Raw genomic sequence first — 19,836 nt, 5'->3', positions numbered from 1 at the left:
CTATTCCCCTTGCTCGAACCTCGCATTGAACTTCGCAGCGAAGGCAGTAAACACCGCCTTGTTGCGCTCCATGCGAGCCTTTTCTTCCTGCTCCTTGGCGATTTCCTTGGAGCGCTCGGTAGAGAACAGCGGCTTATCCGGATAAGGATGCTCCGATGTCTTCTGGAACTCGCGGTACGCATTGGCTGCGCTCAGAAGCGCTTCAAACATGTACACGCCAGCTCGCCATTCGGCGACATACTTGTTCTCCACCGTGATCGAGTAGGCTTCGCGATATGCTTTGCAAAGCCTTAAATCTCCGTGCCAGAACTCCTCTGCCGACATGCCTATCGCTAGGTACTCCGGCAGAACCTTCCAAAACAGCTCTTCCAAGCTGTCGAAGGCATTCCCGCTGGAAGGTTGCCCGTCTGGGTCTAGCGAGCCTTCCAGCCGATCCCTTTTCCCTGTTCCGGCTCCTCAAGAACAGACCCAGCAGTATTGCCGTACATGCCGACAAGCACCTCGTAGAGACCCTGCTTGTCTTCGAGCTTGTTCCAAAGCTGCTGCATGGTGCGAGGCTTGATGTGAGGGTGGTTCTTGATGAACGCGGCGAAGAAGAGGGACTGGATGGCCGAAGCCTTGCCGCTCATAGCTTCGCTAAGCGACAGGTCGAACATCTTCTCTGCCTTCATGGCTGAAGCGCGATCAAATCCAAGCACATAGGACACGCCGTTGTCAGTGAACACGATTTCCGTTGGAACCGTATCCTCCTCGGGGGCGGTCTCTACGGTCTCCTCGACCAACACGGCGATTTCCTCTTCACGATTCTCATTCTGTCCAAACATTGCGGAACCTCTCTTTCATTCGTCAATAAATCGAATCCCAATTAGTTGCCGGTCTTAGGCAGCGTGATCTCCGTGGAAGGAGCAATAGCAATGCCCATTTCCACCGCCGAGGAAACACTCGCGCCCTTGACGTACACAGCGAGCTGACCCTTGAACTCGAACTTACCGGCGTTGCCATCCGGCGTGTCCACGCCAGCGGTGGTCGTAGCACCAAACCACACGGCGAAGTAGTAGTCCTTATGAGCCATAGCGGCCAGCTTCTTGTAATCGTCCAGATCGTAGTTCGAGGTGAACTCAAGCTGACCCGTGTCGAGGATGTCCTGCAAGTAGCGCTTCTGGGCATCCGACAGAGTGGTGATGTCCACGGTATCGGGAGCCTTGCCGAGATCGGGAATCTCCTTCACATCGACCAGCTTCTCGTAGTCCGTGCCGTCCTCCGAGAACATCAGATAAGTCTGGTAGCTTGTACGTGCCATTTTCTATCTCCTATACATGACTAGGTTTCGGTCAACAAATCCCGTGTAGCGGGCGATCATTCTGTACACGGTCGGGTCTCTCGCGTTATCGACCGTCGAGGACATGATTCGCGTCATGTTGCAAAGGCGCATCCTCTTGTCGATCACGTTTAAGATTGCCTTGCATTCCTGCTTGGCGTTGCTCTGCGAGTTGCTGTAGACGTTCACCGTGTAGGTGAGTGCCGCCATAACTTCCTCGCCTGAGCTGTCCTCGGTTCCCTCGTTCGTGACGTTGTTCGTCTCGATGATCGAGATTGCCGGGAACTGGGGTGGCGCTTCGACGTACTCCGAGGACACGAACGATTCCGGGTACTCTGCAAGGATCGCTCTTGCAAGTTCGTCGAAGAGGTCTACTTCCACATCAATCAAATGCGAACACCTCCTTGGCGATCTCAAGCACCTTCTGGCGCATGTCCTCTCCGGACTTAGCCATGTACGATGCCGCCTGCTGCCCTCGGGTTCTATGCCGAACGCCGTCAGCGTCGTAGTAGTACCAAGCCGTAGGGTCTTGAGGGTCGTGCGCTTCGGGGGTCTCGCGCGTGTCGTAATCCCAGTCAGAGGGAAGCTCTCCCTCGTAGGTGCCGGAACCGACGACGCCAGTGCCGAACTCCACGAAAGCAGCGTGACCGCCAACCGAGACTACGAGATAGTCAGCGTCTCCGATGCGTTGAACCGAAATACCTCCGGCCAGCTCGCTAGTGTCGATCTTCACGTGGGTAAGCGCAGCGTCCATGCCGATCTCGCTCAATCGCCTAGCGAACTCCTCGCTCATAGCGGGAAGTGATGCCGCATATTCCTTGATCTGCTCCCGAGCCTTGCGAATCGACTCGGCTGAAAGCTCTATCTGCAAGGTCTTCACTTCGCCACCTCCACGTGCTTGATCGCCACAGCGATGCAGTTTGGGGACTTGGCTACGCGCTTCACCGTGTAATCGTGCGACTTGCCGCCTGTGTAATACACGTTGAAGCCCTCGTCGATCTCATCGCCCGACTCAGGGATAGACACGTTATCCACCCAGAAGACCGAGCTTTCATCGACGGGGCAAGACGTGTCTTCGATGATGACCGTCTTGTCGTAATCCAAGTCGATGCCGAACGGGCTGTTCTCGACGTTGCCCTTCGATGCCGACACGCTGAGGTAATAGGGAATTGGCTCCGTCCGTACCACCTCGTGCTTGCCGGTGAGCCTACCCTGCTCGTCCTCGCGAGCCTTCTTCTCGATGAAGAAGGAAATGAGTACGAGTTGTTTGTCTCTATCCAAGCACCTCATAGGACTGCTCCGCAGAACGGAACGATGCCCTCGAAGTAGCTCTTCGGAATACCGGCGGACTCGTAGCTGCGCGACACGCCGTTCTCGCTGTGTGAGACCTCTCCCTCAGCCCCGCGCTTGTTGATGAGGAAGACAGCGATCTCGCAAGTTCTGGCATGGTGCTTCTCTGGAACGTCACCCCAACTGGCGTCGCTCTTGTAGGGATACAAGTGAGAAATCACCGCATCCTTAGCTATTGCCAGATAAGATTCGATCAGTTCGTCGAAGCGCGGATCGCCGAGAAGGGTCGAGACCAGTGCTGTCATTTCCTCATCAGTCATGGCCGTCTCCTATCGGACACCCGGGGTGATGAGCTTCGCGATCGGGATAGCATCCACGTCGCTGTAAGCTGGTGCCCAGTTACCCGACGCCTTGAGTTGGGTGTCAGTCGGAGAATCCGTGTAGCCGGACTTGGGCTTGGAGAAGGTGAAGCCGTCCGGGTGGATGGTCTCGCGCAGGCGGTTGACGAAGTAGTCCTCGCCGCCGTTCTTAAGCGGGTCGCGACCGAACTCGAACGGGTTGCTCACAGGAGCGTCGCCATGGCGCAGGGAGCCAGCCCCGAACAGGTAAGTCGCGTACGTCGCAGGCTGCGCATCGACCTTGGAAGCTCCGGAACCGGACTCGGGAACGGCTGCGGTCTTCGGAACACCGTTGTAAACCACGACGGGGATGCCGTTGATCTCGTAGATGTTAAGCTCACGAGTGAGACCGTTAGGATCGGTGTACTTCAAGTACTCGACGCGCTCCTTGTCCTTGTAGAACTGGGCGACGGAGGAGTGCATTACAGCCAGTGCGATCTGGCTCGCGTTGTCGCCGAAAATCTCCTCGCAGGCGTCGTCGAGCGTGGTTTCGGTGAGCGCGTCCTTGGTGAGGACGTGACCCGCCATCTTGGTGTTAGCAAGACCAGCTTCAACGATGCCGAGCATGGTGTTCTGCTTCTTTACAGCCCACCACTTCTTTGCGCGAGCAGCCATAGCGGCCATGGGATTGGCGGCAGTGAAGTCGGTCACGAACTGGCGAGCGCCCCAAGCGTGAGCGCGTCCGTAAACAACACCGGTCTGAGAGCCGCCGGAAATGCTGCCGACGGTGATGTCAGTGCGACCGTCGTAGTTCTCAGGCTCAGCATCGTAATCGAGCAGGCCGTAGAACGGGATGGTGTAGATGTCCGAGCCATCCTTGATAAGCTCATTGATGTAGCTGTCCTCTACCATCGCACCAGAGGTGAGCAGGGCGACGCTCATGAGGTCAGGCTCATCGTTGAAATACGCGGCGAAGATTTCCTCGTCGTAGGGAATCGACATATTGCCGAGAGTGAGTGTACCGGGCATTTTGATTACTCCTTAGTCAGTTGGGACATGATTTCAGGGTTGTCAGCCTTGAGCTGCAACTGCGTCTTGTACGGAAGAGCCAAGAACTCCTTCATGGTCTTAGGCGCTGTCGGGTCGGACTCGCCGCCCGCGCCTTGGAGCTTCGGATTACCCTTGAGCAGTTCGTTCTTGGTGTTCTCCTCGACAGACTTTCCATGACGTTGCACGACCTCGATGATCGCGTTCGCCTTGGCAATCGTGGCGTCGAGGTCTTCCCCGACTACTTGCTCCACGAGGGCTGCGATCTCCTCGTCCTCGAAGCAGCCTGCGGCGACGAAAAGAGCCTTGGCATCTACGCCGTTGCTCTTGAGCTGGAACTCGCGCTCCTTCTCCTCGGCCTGCGCCCGCTGCTGCTCAAGAAGCTCCTCTGCGGTCATACCGGCCTGCACCTTCGCGGACAGGTCATCGACCTGATCCTTGTAGGCTTTGTTGTCGGCTTCCGCCTTGGTCAGCTTCTCCTGAGCTTCGTCGCGGCTCGCGGTCGTCTCCTTAAGCTCCTTTTTGAGCGGATTCAACTCCGAGCCGAACTGGTTCAGGATGTTGTCGATCTGCTCGTCGGTGGCTCCGGGGAAAATCTTTACAACGTCTTCTCGCTTCATTTCCTTATCCTCTCGATACGCTTTGTTGACGCAGTTAGCTCTGCAAGGACGTTTACGTTGCCATTTGACGCATGGCTGCTCTATGCGCTCGCGGCGGCTGCTGCCGCGTCATCGCCTTCCTCAAGTTCCGGCGCACCGGCTTGGGAGCCGACCTTCGGGTCATCTTCCTCGCCAGTAGCGACGGGTGCGAACTGGAATTGCTTCTCAGCCTTCTCGTCCGCGTATTGCTTGCTTTGGTAGTAGGCCGCTTCCGGGTCTGTGAACATCCCACATGCTTGGAACGCAAGCTCGGGATGGATTTGATTCGACTTGAGCATCGTCGTGAGAACCTGCGCCTTCGTGAGGATGTTCTCGTAGTTGCGCCTGTTGAACGCAAGCTCGATGTCCCGGATGCGAAGGTCGATGTGGGTATCGCTCGACTGCCTGCAAATCTCAAGTACAACGCGCAGCATGTCGCGCTCGCTGCGCTTGAATTGCAGCTCGTAGCTCTTCGCATGGGACTCGGCCAGCGTCCAGCCGTCACGAAGAAGCACCGCAGCGCCCGTGTCTGACGAGCTGCCGGAAGTGCCGTTGCGATTCGGCATGCCGCAGATGTTCACGATCGCCTGATAGAGGTCGTCCTTGGTGACCTGCGTCTGTGTCTGATCGAGGTCGTTCTTGATGATGTCAACGTCGCTCTGAACGCCATCGGTAGTGGTCACCTTTACGGCTCCAAGCTCGACCATGGCCTTGAAAGTAGTTTCGTCGATGTCGCAATTCACGAACTTCATGAGTGCCTGAACCGTCTGCTCGATACCGTCTAGCCTGTTGCTCTCGACGGCATTGATTGCGTCCAAAAGCGGAAGCACCGGCTCGAACACTCCCATGCGGGCGTTGTTCAGCTTGTACTCGACGATGGGGTTGTGCTTATAGGTGTGGGGCTTGGTGTCGATAATCTTGCCGTCGCAGATTACGTACAGCACCTCGTCGGTGTAGACGTTGTAGATTACCTTCTCGGTAATGACTTCCTTGCCAATCCAGACACTCATGATCTGCCTGTGGTGGTAGGCGCTGGAATAGACGACGTAGGTGACGCGGGGGTCGAGGGTGTAAAGCTCGAAGGGAGCGCCGCCGTCCTCGCGGTCGTCCTCGGTGTCGGATTCCGTCATGCGATAACCCAAGCCGCAAACGCACATCCACTCGAACAGGTCGCGGTCGCACGACGCCTTGTCCTCGGCGAACATCAGGGTATTAAGCTCATTGATCTGCTTGAGGTCGTCGCCCTCGACATCATCGGAATCGCTGTTGTAATTGCGGCAGGTGTACTGCAACGGCTCGGCGAGCTGGTAGCCGATCTTGAAGGCCACGATCTCCTGAGCATGGTTCACGACGATCTTGTTATTGATCTCGGGGCGCACTTCCTTCTCGCGCTTGAGAATGGGCTGCTGCCCACGGTAGTAATCCCAGAGATACTGAACCTCTGCGGCGTTCACGGAGTGCATGGGCAAGGTGTCGTTGAGAGCGGCCACCACGTTGTCGGCGTCGATCTTCTCGTAATCGGAGAAGATGCGATGACGACCCTTGAACAAGGTGCCGCTACCGCCGAGATTCGCTTTGGGCTGTTCTGTGTTCTGCTCTTCCGACACGTGCCGTTCCTTCTTTCGATGATTTAGACGGTGACGCCAGCCCGCCGAACACATAGGGGGGTGTGTCCGCCGAAGCGGAGACGGGCTGGTTCATCGACGACGGAGAGGTTCCGCCGATCGGGATGCTCGCTCATCGGAAAGCGGCGCGTAAATACTTTCGTGCTATGCACTGCAATGGATTGGTTTGTATCGCTTTGTCTCGTTTTCGCGCAATCACATGAAGCGCTTCACGGGTTCAACCTTCGCCTTGCGCATGGAAGAGACGAATCGCTTGTACATCGACATGGCGTCGGGCGGGTCGTCGTAGCGGTTCTTGCCCGAGATCGTGTAGTGGGTGAGAAGGCTCATGAAGCGCTTGTAATCGGCATCGGGGAAGTCCGACCTGAAATAGCAGTGTTCTTTGATCCACCCGGAGTCCGCCAGTATTCGCGTCTCCTTGTTGGTGGTCGAGAACTTCTTCGAGATTTTGACGACATGCCCCTCGTCGAGACACGCCTTCTGGATGTCGTCGGCTACTCGACCACCGGCGCTGTTCGACTCATAGCGAGCCAGCGACACATCGTTTCTGATGAGTGAGTCCTTCAACCTCGGCTCCACCACCTCTGGCAGGCGGTTGTCGCACACGACCGAGTGGATGTAGTGCCTGTCGCCGTAGACGTAGCCTACGATCTGGCAGGCGTAGTCAGTGCCGCGATCCTTGGTGTCGCATACGGCGACCACCATGTCGCACTCTTCATCGGGAAGCTCGGCGTAGTACCTCAGCTCGTCCTCTGGAAACATGAGACCGGTCATCCAATAGGGATCGCCCATGTACTTCGCAGCCCATGAGTCGTCCTCACCGGCGTCTATGAGCGAATCGCGCATGTCCTCGTAATACGCCGTCGAGAACCCAAGCCCGTACTGATAATCGAAATTGCTCAGGCCGTTCTCGTCTAGCGCCGGTACCGCAACGAAGCGGTAGCGCGGGTTTCTAGCGTACTGTTCCTCGATCCTACCAATCGGGTCGTTGGGCACCCAGCGCGTAGCCACGAAGAGCTGTTTCGCACCGTCGTTCATACGGTCTTTCAACTGGTTCAGGTAGGCGGAGTAGAGCTTGTCCATTCGGTCTACGTTCAGGGCTTCCTCGCGGTCTTCCACCAAGTCGTCCATGTATAGCAGCGCGTATCGACCCACCTCCACGGCACCGGTGAGGGTGCCCTCGATCGAGCGGCACGTCAGCGTCGGGAAGCGCTCGTTGCAGCCCTTTAGCAGAAGCGTCTCGTCGGCCATCGACTTGTCGTAAAGCTCTGATTTCGGGAACACCTCGGCGAACCTATAGGTCGGGTCGGTGATGATGGACAGCGCTTCCTTGTGGAAACCCTTGGTCAGCTTGTCCGAATGGCCGCTCATCACGTTCGCCCTCTCGGGATGGCGACCCATTGTCCAAGTGAGATAGAAGATACACGTGGTGGACTTTCCCGTTCTGGGCGGCATGGATATGGAGAGGAAGTCAAGTTCGTCGTCAGCTAGGTCTTGCAGATGCACGACCACTTTCGGGTAAAGCACGTGCCGTCTCGGCTGATAGAACTTCTTCTCGGGAGGGCGGTTCCATTCCATGAACAGCATATAGCTGTCGAAATCGTCTCTGGCGTTGAGCTTCAAGATCGACTCGATGCAGGACATGATCCTGTCCGCGCTGTCGGTGTCGCCCACGGCGCAGCACTCCATGACCTTGTTGCCAGCAACCTCGCGAAGGTATCTGGCGTAAGCCCGTTCGACGAACATGTCCTCTTCGAGAAGATTCGGCAGCAATGCCAGCGCGTCCTCGAACGGCTCGGGAGAGCATCCGCCCTCGGCTGACGCCACGATGGCGTCCAAGATTATCTGGGTCTCCATTTCTCGCTCCTAAACAAAAGAGATTCTTAGCTGTCAGCTAAGAACCTCTCCGTCCAAGAGCGCCGACCCCTATGGCGCTATGTGAATCCTAGCAGCCCCTCACAGGACGTGGGACGTGCCGCTCGAATAAGATGATCTCCTGCTCTGGAAGTCCTTCACGAAGAGCGACGGCTTCTGCCAGTCGGCGTTGCCCGCCTTCGGGTCGTCGTACTGGAACACTAGGGACGCGGGGCTTCCAGACCTGTCCGTGTAGTCGATCACGAGGAACATCTTACGCACGACGCTCCTCTTCTCCTTGGTCATCGCGGCACCGGCGACGGCTCCGATTATCCCGAGCGTCGCCCCACCGAGGAGCGCCATCCCGGGGCGGTTCTTCAAGTGCGTCTGGACTTCCTTCTCGGTGAAGGTCTCGACGTTTGTGACCTTCTCCTTCGCCAAGTCCCAGCTGTCGCCGCTGCCGGTGCGGATCATATAGCGCTTCTCCAACATGTCGATGGTGACAGCCGTGCCGTCGGCTATCGGAAGCCCCGACCTGTGGACTGCTGGAAACGGCTTCGCCCCGTACCTCTTTCCTCCGAAGCTCATGCGATCAGCCTTCCTTCCTCGATCATCCTGTATATCGTAGCGCGGTTCACCCCGAGCATCTTAGCGGCTTCGGTCTTAGCGCCGCCGTCTCGCAGGAACAGCTCCACCTCGCCGAGGAGGTCTCCGTCGAACTCGGTCGGCTTCCTGCCCTTGTAGACGCCGCGCTCCTTGGCAAGGGCGATACCCTCCGCCTGCCGCTGCTTCATCTTCTTGCGCTCGGTCTGGGCGACGTAGGCCAGAAGCGACAGCAGCATGTCCTCGACGCACTTGCCCACGTCTCCCATGGCGCGGAACTTCGCAGAATCGAAAAACTCAAGGTCGAGCGCCTTCAAGTCGCAGCCGATATCGCGGGTGATGCGACGCCACTCTACGGTCAAGTCGTCGTAGTCGCGCCCAAGGCGGTCGAGCGAGTCCAACACGATCTCGTCGCCCGAGACGATGATGCCCATGAGCTTCTTGTAGCTGTCGCGCTCCAAGTTCTTTCCGGACGCCTTGTCGATGAAGATGCACTGCTCGTCGATCCCGAGGTCTAGCATCTTCTTGACCTGACGCTCCTCGTTCTGGTCGGCGGTGGAGACGCGGACGTAGCCGTAGCGCATCCTACTCACCTCCGTGGATTTGGAACTCAAGCTCGTCGTCGATGACGATAGAACCCTTCGGCAGCTTCGAGCCGTCCGGCACGATGACCAACTGGTACCCCAGCTTGCCGAGGATCGCCACTAGGAAATCCGTCCTCGGCGACTTCGCCCTGCGCCTATTGTCGAATGCCTGCGGGCTTGCGAAGCCGAGAGCCGATGCCAGTCTGGCTTGAGTCCAATCGGACATCTTGATGAGTTGCTGTATGGCGTCTTTTGCTTTCATGTCATTCCTTCCGACGACGGTAGGATATAACATCAATAATAGTGTTGTCAATACTTTTGTTTATCCTGTTTCGCTTTTAATTTTTCTGGCTATTTGAACCACTAACCTAGTAGTATCGCGCGTTTCCTATTTACTGCCCGGGTGTCATGATCCGCCGGGTATTTCGATCGTTTGGGGCTAATCCGGCGTCGCGTTTGGGTAGGGGCAAAAGCAACGCGAAACGCCCTAGATAATAATCAACAAAATTATTGATATTTTGGGTTGACAAGACAACAAAAGTATTGATAATAGGGTGTATCAACAAAAGTGTTGATATAAGAAAAGCCCCCGCGCGGATCAAGGCAACGGGGGCAACGTCCGAAGACTAGGGAAGGATACCAAAATGAGCATGACATGGGAAGAGTATCAAAATCAAGTAAAGGCCGACGCTCTGGACGTTATCGAGTCCGAATATAGCGACTATGAGGACTGGGACGAAATGAGCGAAGCGCTTTTCATCGACGACAGCGTAACCGGCAACGGCTCCGGCTCTTATACGTTCTGCACTGCTACCGCAGCCGAGAATGTGGCCGGGATCATCTTCGACCCGGAAGCCGTGGACGCTTTCGAGGAATACGGCTATAAGAGCATCCCGACCGAGAAGGGCGCGGAAGCCTGCGACGTGATAGCCCGTTGTATCGCCCTCGGTTATGTGGGCTATGAATTAGAAGAGCGCTTCGACGAGCTGAAAGCAGAAAACGACTAAACCCAAACGAGAAAAGGGGCAATTATGAAAACTTTACCAAATATCAGCGACGCCGTTATAACCGACTGGGACGGGGGCGTAATAGAATACCACGCGGAAGGCGACAGCACATACACGGCAGAAAACGCCTTCATTTTCACCCCTACCACTCCGCACATGGGACTTTTGACGCTGAACGATCGAAACGGGCGCGAAATGCTCACCATGTGCCAAGAACACGACTTCGAGGACTTCGACGCCTATATAGCGCACCGCGTGGCGTGTCATGTAGAAATGTATTGGTAAAGGGGGATGCTATGAAACGATTTATAATCACTTTTCCACTTTTGGGCGCTCGTGCCCATTGCACCGGCGAAAACGTAGCCGAAGCGCTCGAAAATGCGCGGCGCATGTATGCCGGTTGCATCACTGAAAACGGGCTTGCAACCGTCGCGGCTGAAAAGGGCGTAACCGTTGCCCAGCTTTTCAAGAACGCAAACGTAACCGTAGGGGGTGCGCTATGAAAGAGAAAACCGGCGCAGATATAGCGCTATCAGTGGCAAAAGGTTTAGGGCTAGCGCTTCTGATCGTTTTTGCTTTTCCCGTCCTGCTGATTATGCAACTGCTGAAAATATCGGACTAGAAAACGCCCCGGATCGCCGGGGCTTTTCTTTTGGCCTGATCCCTGAGCCGTCCCGTTACACACGAGGCGGCTTTTCGCGCGTTATAAGCCCGTATAACGCCCGCCCGCGCTCATCTGGTACCTAAGCCCACCCGGGGGCGTTATAGCCCCTCATACGCCGCCGCATGCCCTCAGAGCGCTATATAACGCGTTTGCATACCCTTATATAAGCGTCTCAGAGCGTACAGAAGCCCCGATATAGCCTAAACCCTAGCCCGTACACGCCCCGCGTGTTTGCGCGTCCCGTGGACGCTCTGAGACGCTGAGAACGGCAAACGACACGCGCCCACATAGCCCCAAACGCAAGAAAGCCCCCGACCCAAACGGATCAGGGGCTTTTCTCATGCCTTGATTCGGCCTGTTCGGCGGCTATCGCGATCCCGTCACGGCTTCTGCTACCGGATGCCCGGAAAGTCGAAAGTCGCACGGGGCGCAAAAGTCGAAAGTCGTTTGCGTTTCCGGAAGTCGGAAAGTCGAAAGTCGTTCGCTACTCGCCCTCGGGAAGCTCGTAGACGACCTCCGGTTGGGGCTTGCCCAGCTGCGCAGCGTACTTCGCGGCAACCTCGTCGGCAGTCGGAAGCGCAGCCCGCTCGTCGATGTTCACGTTGATGTGTTCGGACTGATCCTTGTAGCCGAAATGGTTCTTGGCGAGGAAGAAGTACTTCACCGGATTTCCCTTGTCGGCCATCATCAGATTTTCGAGCGTGATTTCCAAAAAACCGTAATGCTTTTTGATAATGTCGAGGGATTCCCGAGTTAGTTTCATGCCCCCGACAGTCACCTGCTGATAGTCGCGCCGGGTCAAGTCCCAGAGTCGCTGCCTGCTGATACCAAGTGCCGCCGCATAAGAAGCCACACCGGCTCTCATGCCCCACTTGTCGCACAAAGCGAGAAAGTCGTAGAACCTCTCGTCGATGGCTTCCGGGTCAGTGAGGTCGCACTTGTCCATCTGGGTAAGCTCTTTCGTGAACTGTATGACCCTATGGTTCACATCCGGGTCTACCTTCTCGGCACCGTTCCCGGCACCCTTGCGTCTACCGCCGCTGCCCTTGCCGCCCATCGGCGTCCACCTCCTTCCATCTTCCGCACCAATCGTTGTCCTTCACGACGGGAAAGCGGAAACGCTCGGAGTACTGATCCGACACGAACACCGGCGGATCGTGCCTGCACTCCCTGTCGTAGCTCTCGCCGTGAAGGTACGAGAAGTCGCAGAACTCGCAAGTCCCTCTAGCCATTCCATACCTCCGTTCTCGTGTGGGTGGAGTAGGTTGACCTATTTCTTATATGTTGCTTATAAAGTTATACATACCCCATAAACACATATATAGATAGGTCTTATATCCACCTACTCCACCTTTGCCTGATAGAACCGTGGATTTACCTCCACCTTTTAGTCCACCTTCGCTCCACCTACTCCACCTTTTTCAACCTTCTTTCCGAGCTTCACGGTCGGCTTGCTAGTCGATTTCGGCGATTTCGGCGTCGTTTTCGAGCTTCTTGCTCCACCTCGGGTGGACTTAGGTGGAGTTGAGGTTGACTCTTTTCCCGACTTCTCGGGAGCTTCCTTGAGGGCGATTCCGTAGAAATAGAAGTAGCCCTTCGCTCCCTTCCTAGAGGGTATGGCGCGGTCTTTCAGCCGAGCCTTGATGTCCTTGTCGGTAAGGTTCTCCTTGTCGTTGTCGGTAGCCCATTGCTTGTAAGCGTCGCAGATGTCGCGCACCTTCTCCTTGGCGCTGGTCTCGATGACGCACTCGGTATCGACGAACTTCTGGAAGTCGTCCCCTCCGGAACCCGCCCAAATCTCCGTGGCGTCCACGATCGACTTGGGTTCGGCCAGCCCCTTCCGCTTCCACTTCTCGTAGCCCTCGATCAGCCACGTCAGCACCGTGTAGGCTCCGTCCTTCGTGCGGAAGCGGTTCTTCAACGTGCTGTCCTGCTCGGCCTTCTCGAAATGCCGCTCGAAGGGGATTACGCGGATGCGCCCGGAGGTGAACACGGTGGTGTCCTCCACCGACGGGAGCCTGTTGCACGACAGCCACATCGTGAACTGCGGGTAGAAGGTGGTCGTCGGGCAGTACTTCCGGGCGACCGTGATGGGGTCGTTGCCGGTGAGCGACTTCACCTTCGCTTCGTCGAGCTTGCGGCCTGCCGTCGGCTCGCTCATGGTCACGAAGCGAACGCCATCGAGCGCCCCGAGCGCGTCGTCGTCCGACGAGCTTCGCTGTTTCGTGCGGGTGAGGAAGTCGCTCGGCATGTTCGCGGCGTAGTCGCCGAGAACCCAAGCGATCGTGTTCAGCAGGGTGCCCTTGCCGTTTCGGGTCGTGGCACCGTAGGCGATGAACATGACCTCCTCGGGATTGCCGCCCAGCATCGAGTACCCGAGCGCCCTTTGCAGATAGTCGGCTCGCTGCTTGTCGCCGCACATGATCTCAAGGATGAACTCGTCCCAGCGCTCGTCGTAGGCGGGGTCTTGGTTGAAGCGGCTCTGAACCTCGCCACGGCAGGACTTTGTGACGTGCCAGCGCTTGGCGTCGTCCTCGTAGCCCTCCATATCGGTGAGCAGCCGACCCATGTCCATATCCACCACGCCGACCTCGGTGCCGATGACGGTAGGCTCGCGGTTCAGCTGCGACGCGGCTATCGTGCGGGTCTTGCAGAACAGCGACACAGCAGAACGCAGCTGGGATGCGTCGTTGGCCTTGGTGACGTGCTTGAGGTACGCCTTGGCCGAGCCTAGCCGCTCCTTGTCCTCGCCAGCGGCCTTCGCTATCTCGTTCATAGCCCACATGCGCCGACCCTCGTTGAACCGCTGCATGAGCTGGTAGAGGTATTCGTCGCCTTCCTTCTCGATGAAGGAGTCCTGACCGTTGCTCAGGATCAGCGAGCGGATGCCGGGGCACCAAAGCACGTCGTCGCGCCAGACGGCGAACTCGGCGATGGTCTCGGCGCTGTTCAGCGACAGTTTCGAGTCGTCGGCCAAAGGGTCGATGTCGTCGAGGGTGCGCATCACGCGCTCGATGTCGCCAGTCACCTCGGTGCCGTCTTTCAATTCGTAGCTCATAGCTTTCCTTCCTCCTTCGGAACGTAGTCGAGGAAGCCTTCGATGAAGTCCAAGACGCGCTTCTTAGACCAGTTGCCGTTCTCGTAGATGAGGGCGTCTGCCATCGCGTAGACGAGATCGTTGCGCACGTCTTTGTCGCGGGCTTCGTGGTTGCGCTCCAACTTGTCGATCTGGGTATGCAACACGGCCTGCCGGTCGCGGCTGCGCTGGTTTTCCTGCTCGACGGCCTTGATCTCGCGCTCGACCTGCTCGCGCTTGTGGGTCTCGGCATCGCGTTCGCGGCGGCACTGCTCTGCGAAGACCTCGGCGCTCGATAGCTTGGCCTTGACATTCTCCATGGCTTCGAGTTGCGCTTCCGCAGATTTGAGCTTCGCTTGCAGCCGCAGCTTCTCCTCGTAGGTCTCGCCGACCATGCGCTCAAGCTCCTCGCCCGAGTAGCGCGGGGCGATTACCTCGACTGCTGCCGGAGCTATCTCGGCGCAGGGCTGTTTCCGTTTGAAGAAGCTCATCGCCCACCTCCGATGTTGCATAAGGCCGTCCGCAGCCGTTCGGTTGTGGCGCTCATGGATTGCTCGTCTTCCAGCTTGGGAAGCACCTCGTTGAGGGCTTCCAGCAACTCCGCGTCGTTCACGACGATGATCTTCGGGATCGTTGCGTTCACCTTGCGGATGCGGAGTCTGTTGGTGCAGCTGATCTTGTGGTAGATGATGACGGTCGCGCATACGAAGATGCTACCGAACATGATCGCTGCCACAAGGGCGCTCAGAAGTTCGCTCATTGTTAGACCTCCTTCTCGATAAGCTCTATTTCTGCCCTGACGGCAGCTTCCTCGTCCTCGATGGTGTCGTAGCGCTCGTGGATGGGAAGCTGCTTCAAGGCATTGCTCAATAGTCTGTCGGCATGCTCGGTGCAGTAGTCGCCCACGACCCTGCTCTCGTAGATGACCTCGCCGGTGACGCTGTGGGCTACGATGAATCCGCATCCGTCGGCTGGCTTGCCGCAAACGTCGCAGAAGCGCTCTTCCACGACCTTCTCTGGTATGATGCGCTGCTTCTTCATAGCCCGAGTCCCTTCTTGTCGTCGGCAGCGCCCACGCTGAATCGGATCAGCATGCAGCACAGCCACACGCCCGTTCCGATAAGAAGGCTCCATTCAAGCCCGAAGCACAACGTGATGAGCCAGCTTATGAGCAGCACAGCTCCCCACGACATGCCGAGAACCAGAGCCACGGTGAGAACCGTCGTGAGGACGCTCACCAAAATCGCCATGAAAGCCTTCATGACCAATCACCTGCCATTCTTCTCTCATAGAGCGCCTTCTCGCGCTCGTATCTCCTTGCTTCTTTCCTGCCCTCGATGATGTCCCGCACGTCTTCGAGCAGGGCATCGAGAACAGGGGTTTCGATCTCGCTGGGTGGTTCGGCATCTTCGAGCGCATAAGGCTCCAAATCCGCTTTGGTCTCATCGACCTCCGCCTTTATCGAGTCGAGAATCTGCCCGATGCTACTCATCGTCCACCTCCATGATGTCGATGAGGTAGTCGATGCACTGGCGGCACTTCCTCAAGTCCTGAACGCCGTTCTTCCAAATCCAGCGCCAGAGGTACTTGAACGCGCAGCCCCACCAGTAGAAACCTGTCGGGGGAATGTTCTTGGCTTTACCGCCGTTAGCCTGCGGCTGGACGCAGTAGACGCTGTTCATCATCGACTGCAACGCATCCATGCATTCGATAGTGCCATCACCCCTATAGTGTCTCGGCGCTGCAACGGGGTCTTCCGCAACGCTCGCGCAATGGTTCATAGAAATCACTTCCTAAAGGACAGCTGCTCCTCGCAGGTGTCTACTATGTGTTCGCACAGGGCTTCCGGGATGCGGCTTCGCTCCACCAATCCCTTGAGTCCCTGTGTGCCCGTCTTAGCTCCTCTCGGTGCCGATACGTGGCATGGGTCGCCGTTCTTGCACGGTGGAAGGAACTTCGGATTGGGATGGTTAGTCCAAATGTCGGTGGGCTTCATACGCGTGTCGCCGTATTGGCAGTAGGTAAGCGTGTAACGCTCTAAGCCGCGCATGAAGTCCATCTTCCTCATGCCACCGCGCGGGTTCTCAATGAACCAAATGGGGGGGGGATCAGCATCATGATGAGGTTGTGCATGTGGAGGTTCACACGATCGCAAATCCTCGCGTAATCGCTGACTCCTGCGAGATTGCCGTGATCCTCGCGCTTGCGGTGATGGCTGATGGCAGCGATGCTGTAGGTCGTGCAGTCCGGGGACGCCCAGATGACATCGGGCTTGCCGATGAGGTCTAGGATGTCACGATAGGTGATCTCAAGCACGTCGGCGTTCAGGTCGATGTCCTCGAAGCGATCGTCCCAGTCTACGGAAAGTACCTCATGTCCTCGACGCTCGAAGGCTCGATCGATGGAGCGGGTACCGGCGAAAAGCTCCACTACTTTCATGGAAGCATCACCACCTTGTTTCCATAGGGGTCACCTATGGAAATGAAGTAGCCGTCGTCATCAGTGGTAATCGAGACCATCTGCCCATTGAGCAGGTCGTTGATGAAACCGCCGTCTTCCCAGTCGATGTGTAGGCAGTCGAGGACTTCCTTCAACTTCTCGGGTGTCAGTTTGATGCTCCCACAGGTATCGGGTTGTCCGATCATGATGCGGGTCTCGAACACACCGTAGTGGCCTATACCGTAGATACCGGCCTTGTTGATGCGGTAGATGTTGCTCACAGCCCACCTCCAAATATCTCTTGGATGGTGTTATTAAGCTCTCCCTCTGTAGGGATGACGTGACCAGCGAACACCGGACATCCGCACTCGCAGTTCTCTCGGTTCTCGAAGCGGTTCATGTCCTCGGTCAGGGGCATCGGCTCGTGAAGGTGGATGTCCTCGTGCCAATCTACATGAGTCATGAAACCGGGTGCGCAGTTCGGGCATGAGATCGTGAATGGCACGGGCTTGTGGTTCTCGTCATGGGTCTCAAGCGTGTCGTCGAGCCACATGACGGCGTGGTGCCCGCAGTTGCCGCAACGGTAGTGCATTCCTTGGCGCGTCATCATGCTGCATCACCTCCATGGTCGCGCTGCTCGGCGCACGTGGGGCAGTAACAGCCTTCGTTGTCCGGGTCGTCGGGGATGTGCCACCCTTTAGACCGAAGGCGCTCTACGATGCCGTCGAAGCCCTCTCCGTGTTGGGACTGCTCCTTGCGCGTCGCGCCGCAGTCGTCGCAGATCGCCCAGGCGGTTATCTTCTGCTTGAACATTTCTGAATCCTCCTCGGAAGGTTAAGCTCGACATCAACACCCAGAAGGTTCTGGATGTTGTTAATCTCGTCGCGATCCTCGATCTCCTTGATGGCGAACTCGATAGTCAGATGCGGCAGCCGGTAGTCGAAGCTGGTATTGATCTCGATATGCTTGGCGGTGATCTTCATGTCTACTCACCGAGCGCCTTGCTGAGCTGGTCGATGTAGTTCGGGAACGTGCGTTTGAGGGACGCGTTAACCACACCCTCGCGACGCCACAGGGCAGGGTTACCGTCGTGGAACGCCTGACACCCGCAGGCACCGTCCTTCGTGCGGAATCGCTTGCACTGACCGCTCATGACGCACTCGTGGCACTTCACGACGGTCTTCTCGCCGTCAGACCAAAAGATGATCGTCGCGGGTGCGTTGTAGAGGACTCGCTCGATGTACCGCTTCTGATCCGGATAAGAAATCAGTGCAACGCTTCCACCGAGGGTGCGCCAATCGTAATAGTTGTCTTTAGATGGCATGTCATTACTCCTTGTTCTCAGAACGCTCCATGTGGAGCAGGTACTCTTCCAATAGCGCCTGACCGATCGACTGCGACACATAGGCGCGAATCTCGTCATCGACCGTCTCGCAACCGAGAGATTCGAGGTATCTGGTGGCGACGTGCGTCGTCTCGTGTACGAGGACGCCCATCATGGCTTCTCGGTCATTCGGGCGCTCGCTCATGCGGACGCAGGCCACGAAGCGCCCCTCGTCGCTCCTGCACGTGATGGCTTCGCCGACCGTCCTGCCGCACATCGGCACCTCCCCGGGCGTCAGCCCGAACTGCATCAGGTGGGTTGCGACCTCTTCCTCCGAGTAGCAGAGCGCCACATCGACGGGAGGGAGCATGTCTGTGATGGACATGTAGCTAAGCGTCGCCGTATCATCGCCGTAGTAGCCGCGATCCTTGTTCTTCGCGACCACGGCGTCGGCTACCCTCAACACGATCTCCGGGTCGAACTCGCGCAACGCGGTCTCGCAGGCATGAATGCAGTCAAGCACCTCCTCGATGTATTTCTCGGGAGGGTTCGCCGCATCGCTGGTCGCTTCCGCGAAAAGCTCGGCGGCTTCCTCGACGATATGGTCTGCTTGACCGGCACGTGTAAGCCCCTCGGGCGGAACGAACTTGGCGGGTGGGAAATTGAAGCAGTAGCTCATCGGCTTCCCACCTCCTTAGCGGCCTTGTCTGCCGCCTTGGCGATGACCTTCGCCTGCGCTTTTACTGCCTTCACGGCATCCTCGATCCCGACGACCGAGCCGCCTTCTTTGAGCAGGCGCTCGTGTACGATGTTCAGTGCTTGATCGAGCGTGGAGGGATAGCATCCTTCCGACACCCACTCTCTCTTCACCGAACCATCCTTCTTCTTAACGTCCCTGAACTTCCAAACCTCCCAGCACAGGTTGTTCGGATAGGGACGTATCTGGTAGTTCTCTATCTCGACAATCATTTTCTGCACCTCAGTAACATGATTTTTCCTTCTTGCCTGTGAACCTTCACTAGGTTCTTGAAGTCGTTCTTGCGACTCACGTTGTAAAGACCCTTGTAAAGCGTCTCGAAATCGAATGGGCAAGATTCGTGTCTCACATAAGCCTTCGGGGCGCAGCCCTTGAGGAAGGCGATCACAAGCTCCTCTGAGAACTTGCTCAGGCTCGTCGTGTTGCGTCTGAGCAACACGGGATCGGTGCAGTCGTCTAGGTAATGCTCCATTTCTACCTCCTGTACCTAGTGACCGAATCTACGATCTGGCGAACCTCTTCCTCCCCCAAGGGCGGCTCCATGTAGTGCTCGTTCACCGTCAGAGCCATCTTCAACAGCGTCTCCTTGTGTGCGAGCGCCCTGTGAATCTGGCCGCAGTAGCTAACGAGCGACAGATGTCTGCTGCCACTCGTCACCGGCTCGAACGTCGGGCAAAGCGGAACCTTCCCGTTGCTTCTGAGCGTGTAGGAGGGCTTCCAAATCTTCTGGCGGTTTCCCGATTTACTTGACGATTCCGCCACCTCATCGGAGAAGTGGGCTTCGAGAACGGCGTCGATACCCTCTTGGGCTTCCGCGATGTCTGTGAACATAACGGTCTGCCCAGTGAGGACGAAGAAGCGCCCCTCGCGGTATATCTCCCATCCCTTGCGGTTGTTCTTGCCACGGAACGGGATGTCGCCCTTGCAGATGATGTGAAAGCCCTTGCCGCTCTTGGACACCTCCGTGTAGCTCTTGCATGCGCTTATGGCGGCGAGAGCTTCATCAGTCGGAAGGCCGTCCTCGTCGAAGCCGCAGTCAATGTCGATTCCGACGAAGCCGTCGGAATCGAAGACGAAGCCCGCGTACTCGTAGATTCCGTCTTCGATGCACTCCTCGGCTTCCTCGAAGGACGCCCAAGTGTCGGGCTTGCTTACGGACGCTGCCGCCGCCGCGAACGCCCTCATGGGCATCTTGCTGTCGGCATTGGAACAGACCCAGCGTTGAAGACTTCTCAGCTCTGGCGGTATGTTTCCCATCAGCGTCGCCATGGC

37 protein-coding genes are annotated in these 19,836 nt (G+C 57.2%); 4 read left to right on the top strand and 33 right to left on the bottom strand.

The window, feature by feature from the left end:
• From G503_RS13105 to G503_RS0101405, 14 genes are all read right to left on the bottom strand, one after another.
• Positions 1-372 (bottom strand): hypothetical protein, encoded by a 372-nt coding sequence (locus G503_RS13105; protein ID WP_035021271.1) that lies wholly within the window; start codon positions 370-372, stop codon positions 1-3.
• A 41-nt stretch (positions 373-413) separates the two neighbouring features.
• Complete coding sequence (locus G503_RS0101465) at positions 414-824, bottom strand: DUF5055 domain-containing protein (RefSeq protein ID WP_028026182.1); 411 nt, start codon at positions 822-824, stop codon at positions 414-416.
• 41 nt (positions 825-865) lie between these two features.
• On the bottom strand, positions 866-1,300 hold the full coding sequence (locus tag G503_RS0101460) for a hypothetical protein (protein ID WP_028026181.1): 435 nt from the start codon (positions 1,298-1,300) through the stop codon (positions 866-868).
• A 3-nt stretch (positions 1,301-1,303) separates the two neighbouring features.
• Positions 1,304-1,708 carry a hypothetical protein gene (locus tag G503_RS13100; protein ID WP_156891861.1) on the bottom strand — a complete coding sequence of 135 codons (405 nt, stop codon included), beginning with the start codon at positions 1,706-1,708 and terminating at the stop codon, positions 1,304-1,306.
• Entirely contained in the window at positions 1,701-2,198 is a 498-nt protein-coding gene (locus G503_RS0101450; RefSeq protein ID WP_028026180.1) for a hypothetical protein, read from the bottom strand. Before G503_RS0101450 ends, G503_RS13100 begins: the two co-directional genes overlap by 8 nt.
• Complete coding sequence (locus tag G503_RS0101445; protein WP_156891860.1) at positions 2,195-2,599, bottom strand: hypothetical protein; 405 nt, start codon at positions 2,597-2,599, stop codon at positions 2,195-2,197. The genes G503_RS0101450 and G503_RS0101445 overlap by 4 nt, the downstream gene beginning before the upstream one ends.
• 5 nt (positions 2,600-2,604) lie before the next feature.
• The gene (locus G503_RS0101440; RefSeq protein WP_028026178.1) at positions 2,605-2,928 is read right to left on the bottom strand and encodes a phage head-tail connector protein; all 324 of its coding nucleotides are present in this window, start codon (positions 2,926-2,928) and stop codon (positions 2,605-2,607) included.
• A gap of 9 nt (positions 2,929-2,937) precedes the next feature.
• The gene (locus tag G503_RS0101435) at positions 2,938-3,975 is read right to left on the bottom strand and encodes a hypothetical protein (protein ID WP_028026177.1); all 1,038 of its coding nucleotides are present in this window, start codon (positions 3,973-3,975) and stop codon (positions 2,938-2,940) included.
• Between the two features lie 5 nt (positions 3,976-3,980).
• Entirely contained in the window at positions 3,981-4,613 is a 633-nt protein-coding gene (locus tag G503_RS0101430) for a hypothetical protein (protein WP_028026176.1), read from the bottom strand.
• Between the two features lie 80 nt (positions 4,614-4,693).
• Positions 4,694-6,238 (bottom strand): phage portal protein, encoded by a 1,545-nt coding sequence (locus tag G503_RS13095; RefSeq protein ID WP_051190810.1) that lies wholly within the window; start codon positions 6,236-6,238, stop codon positions 4,694-4,696.
• 213 nt (positions 6,239-6,451) lie between these two features.
• Complete coding sequence (gene terL / locus G503_RS13090; protein WP_051190809.1) at positions 6,452-8,113, bottom strand: phage terminase large subunit; 1,662 nt, start codon at positions 8,111-8,113, stop codon at positions 6,452-6,454.
• Positions 8,114-8,212: 99 nt separating this feature from the next.
• Entirely contained in the window at positions 8,213-8,698 is a 486-nt protein-coding gene (locus G503_RS0101415; protein WP_028026175.1) for a hypothetical protein, read from the bottom strand.
• The gene (locus tag G503_RS0101410; RefSeq protein WP_028026174.1) at positions 8,695-9,297 is read right to left on the bottom strand and encodes a recombinase family protein; all 603 of its coding nucleotides are present in this window, start codon (positions 9,295-9,297) and stop codon (positions 8,695-8,697) included. The genes G503_RS0101415 and G503_RS0101410 overlap by 4 nt, the downstream gene beginning before the upstream one ends.
• Before the next feature lies 1 nt (position 9,298).
• Positions 9,299-9,559 carry a hypothetical protein gene (locus G503_RS0101405; RefSeq protein ID WP_028026173.1) on the bottom strand — a complete coding sequence of 87 codons (261 nt, stop codon included), beginning with the start codon at positions 9,557-9,559 and terminating at the stop codon, positions 9,299-9,301.
• Between the two features lie 382 nt (positions 9,560-9,941).
• Between G503_RS0101405 and G503_RS0101400 the strand changes: the two genes are divergently transcribed.
• From G503_RS0101400 to G503_RS16835, 4 genes are read left to right on the top strand one after another with little or no spacing between them, the layout of a single operon-like run.
• Positions 9,942-10,304 carry a hypothetical protein gene (locus tag G503_RS0101400; RefSeq protein ID WP_028026172.1) on the top strand — a complete coding sequence of 121 codons (363 nt, stop codon included), beginning with the start codon at positions 9,942-9,944 and terminating at the stop codon, positions 10,302-10,304.
• 24 nt (positions 10,305-10,328) lie between these two features.
• Positions 10,329-10,589, top strand: a complete 261-nt coding sequence (locus tag G503_RS0101395; RefSeq protein ID WP_028026171.1) for a hypothetical protein — start codon at positions 10,329-10,331, stop codon at positions 10,587-10,589.
• Between the two features lie 11 nt (positions 10,590-10,600).
• The gene (locus G503_RS16190; RefSeq protein WP_156891859.1) at positions 10,601-10,807 is read left to right on the top strand and encodes a hypothetical protein; all 207 of its coding nucleotides are present in this window, start codon (positions 10,601-10,603) and stop codon (positions 10,805-10,807) included.
• Positions 10,804-10,926 carry a hypothetical protein gene (locus G503_RS16835; RefSeq protein WP_257482900.1) on the top strand — a complete coding sequence of 41 codons (123 nt, stop codon included), beginning with the start codon at positions 10,804-10,806 and terminating at the stop codon, positions 10,924-10,926. The genes G503_RS16190 and G503_RS16835 overlap by 4 nt, the downstream gene beginning before the upstream one ends.
• Before the next feature lie 526 nt (positions 10,927-11,452).
• On the opposite strand, the gene G503_RS0101390 is transcribed toward G503_RS16835, so the two are convergent.
• The 19 genes from G503_RS0101390 to G503_RS0101300 form a co-directional block, all read right to left on the bottom strand.
• Positions 11,453-12,025, bottom strand: coding sequence for a hypothetical protein (locus G503_RS0101390; protein WP_028026170.1), 573 nt, complete (start codon positions 12,023-12,025; stop codon positions 11,453-11,455).
• Positions 12,000-12,200, bottom strand: coding sequence for a hypothetical protein (locus G503_RS0101385; protein ID WP_028026169.1), 201 nt, complete (start codon positions 12,198-12,200; stop codon positions 12,000-12,002). Before G503_RS0101385 ends, G503_RS0101390 begins: the two co-directional genes overlap by 26 nt.
• Before the next feature lie 155 nt (positions 12,201-12,355).
• Positions 12,356-14,026, bottom strand: a complete 1,671-nt coding sequence (locus tag G503_RS15400; protein WP_051190808.1) for a DNA primase family protein — start codon at positions 14,024-14,026, stop codon at positions 12,356-12,358.
• Positions 14,023-14,535: a hypothetical protein gene (locus G503_RS0101375; protein ID WP_156891858.1), complete on the bottom strand. Its 513-nt coding sequence runs from the start codon at positions 14,533-14,535 to the stop codon at positions 14,023-14,025. Before G503_RS0101375 ends, G503_RS15400 begins: the two co-directional genes overlap by 4 nt.
• Positions 14,532-14,804: a hypothetical protein gene (locus G503_RS0101370; RefSeq protein ID WP_028026167.1), complete on the bottom strand. Its 273-nt coding sequence runs from the start codon at positions 14,802-14,804 to the stop codon at positions 14,532-14,534. Before G503_RS0101370 ends, G503_RS0101375 begins: the two co-directional genes overlap by 4 nt.
• A 2-nt stretch (positions 14,805-14,806) precedes the next feature.
• Positions 14,807-15,085: a hypothetical protein gene (locus G503_RS0101365; protein WP_028026166.1), complete on the bottom strand. Its 279-nt coding sequence runs from the start codon at positions 15,083-15,085 to the stop codon at positions 14,807-14,809.
• A complete protein-coding gene (locus G503_RS0101360) occupies positions 15,082-15,294 on the bottom strand; it encodes a hypothetical protein (protein ID WP_156891857.1) in 213 nt (70 codons plus the stop codon). Before G503_RS0101360 ends, G503_RS0101365 begins: the two co-directional genes overlap by 4 nt.
• Before the next feature lie 8 nt (positions 15,295-15,302).
• Positions 15,303-15,536: a hypothetical protein gene (locus G503_RS0101355; RefSeq protein ID WP_028026164.1), complete on the bottom strand. Its 234-nt coding sequence runs from the start codon at positions 15,534-15,536 to the stop codon at positions 15,303-15,305.
• On the bottom strand, positions 15,529-15,747 hold the full coding sequence (locus G503_RS0101350; protein ID WP_235715460.1) for a hypothetical protein: 219 nt from the start codon (positions 15,745-15,747) through the stop codon (positions 15,529-15,531). The genes G503_RS0101355 and G503_RS0101350 overlap by 8 nt, the downstream gene beginning before the upstream one ends.
• 361 nt (positions 15,748-16,108) lie before the next feature.
• Positions 16,109-16,483, bottom strand: coding sequence for a DNA cytosine methyltransferase (locus G503_RS16540; protein ID WP_202805146.1), 375 nt, complete (start codon positions 16,481-16,483; stop codon positions 16,109-16,111).
• Entirely contained in the window at positions 16,480-16,764 is a 285-nt protein-coding gene (locus G503_RS0101340; RefSeq protein ID WP_028026162.1) for a hypothetical protein, read from the bottom strand. The genes G503_RS16540 and G503_RS0101340 overlap by 4 nt, the downstream gene beginning before the upstream one ends.
• Positions 16,761-17,090, bottom strand: a complete 330-nt coding sequence (locus G503_RS0101335; protein WP_169628135.1) for a hypothetical protein — start codon at positions 17,088-17,090, stop codon at positions 16,761-16,763. The genes G503_RS0101340 and G503_RS0101335 overlap by 4 nt, the downstream gene beginning before the upstream one ends.
• Positions 17,090-17,296, bottom strand: a complete 207-nt coding sequence (locus G503_RS0101330; protein WP_028026160.1) for a hypothetical protein — start codon at positions 17,294-17,296, stop codon at positions 17,090-17,092. The genes G503_RS0101335 and G503_RS0101330 overlap by 1 nt, the downstream gene beginning before the upstream one ends.
• The gene (locus tag G503_RS0101325; protein WP_028026159.1) at positions 17,278-17,466 is read right to left on the bottom strand and encodes a hypothetical protein; all 189 of its coding nucleotides are present in this window, start codon (positions 17,464-17,466) and stop codon (positions 17,278-17,280) included. Before G503_RS0101325 ends, G503_RS0101330 begins: the two co-directional genes overlap by 19 nt.
• Before the next feature lie 2 nt (positions 17,467-17,468).
• Positions 17,469-17,807: a hypothetical protein gene (locus tag G503_RS0101320; protein WP_028026158.1), complete on the bottom strand. Its 339-nt coding sequence runs from the start codon at positions 17,805-17,807 to the stop codon at positions 17,469-17,471.
• Positions 17,808-17,811: 4 nt separating this feature from the next.
• The gene (locus tag G503_RS0101315) at positions 17,812-18,486 is read right to left on the bottom strand and encodes a hypothetical protein (protein WP_028026157.1); all 675 of its coding nucleotides are present in this window, start codon (positions 18,484-18,486) and stop codon (positions 17,812-17,814) included.
• Positions 18,483-18,776 (bottom strand): hypothetical protein, encoded by a 294-nt coding sequence (locus G503_RS0101310; RefSeq protein WP_028026156.1) that lies wholly within the window; start codon positions 18,774-18,776, stop codon positions 18,483-18,485. The genes G503_RS0101315 and G503_RS0101310 overlap by 4 nt, the downstream gene beginning before the upstream one ends.
• Positions 18,773-19,036, bottom strand: a complete 264-nt coding sequence (locus G503_RS0101305; protein WP_028026155.1) for a hypothetical protein — start codon at positions 19,034-19,036, stop codon at positions 18,773-18,775. Before G503_RS0101305 ends, G503_RS0101310 begins: the two co-directional genes overlap by 4 nt.
• Positions 19,037-19,038: 2 nt before the next feature.
• Complete coding sequence (locus G503_RS0101300) at positions 19,039-19,833, bottom strand: primase C-terminal domain-containing protein (RefSeq protein WP_028026154.1); 795 nt, start codon at positions 19,831-19,833, stop codon at positions 19,039-19,041.
• Between the last annotated feature and the right edge of the window lie 3 nt (positions 19,834-19,836).

Origin of the sequence: Adlercreutzia mucosicola DSM 19490 (assembly GCF_000422625.1) — a bacterium.
GTDB lineage: Bacteria > Actinomycetota > Coriobacteriia > Coriobacteriales > Eggerthellaceae > Adlercreutzia > Adlercreutzia mucosicola.
Note: the sequence above shows the minus strand (reverse complement) of the source record. Positions and strands in the feature narration are given on the sequence as shown.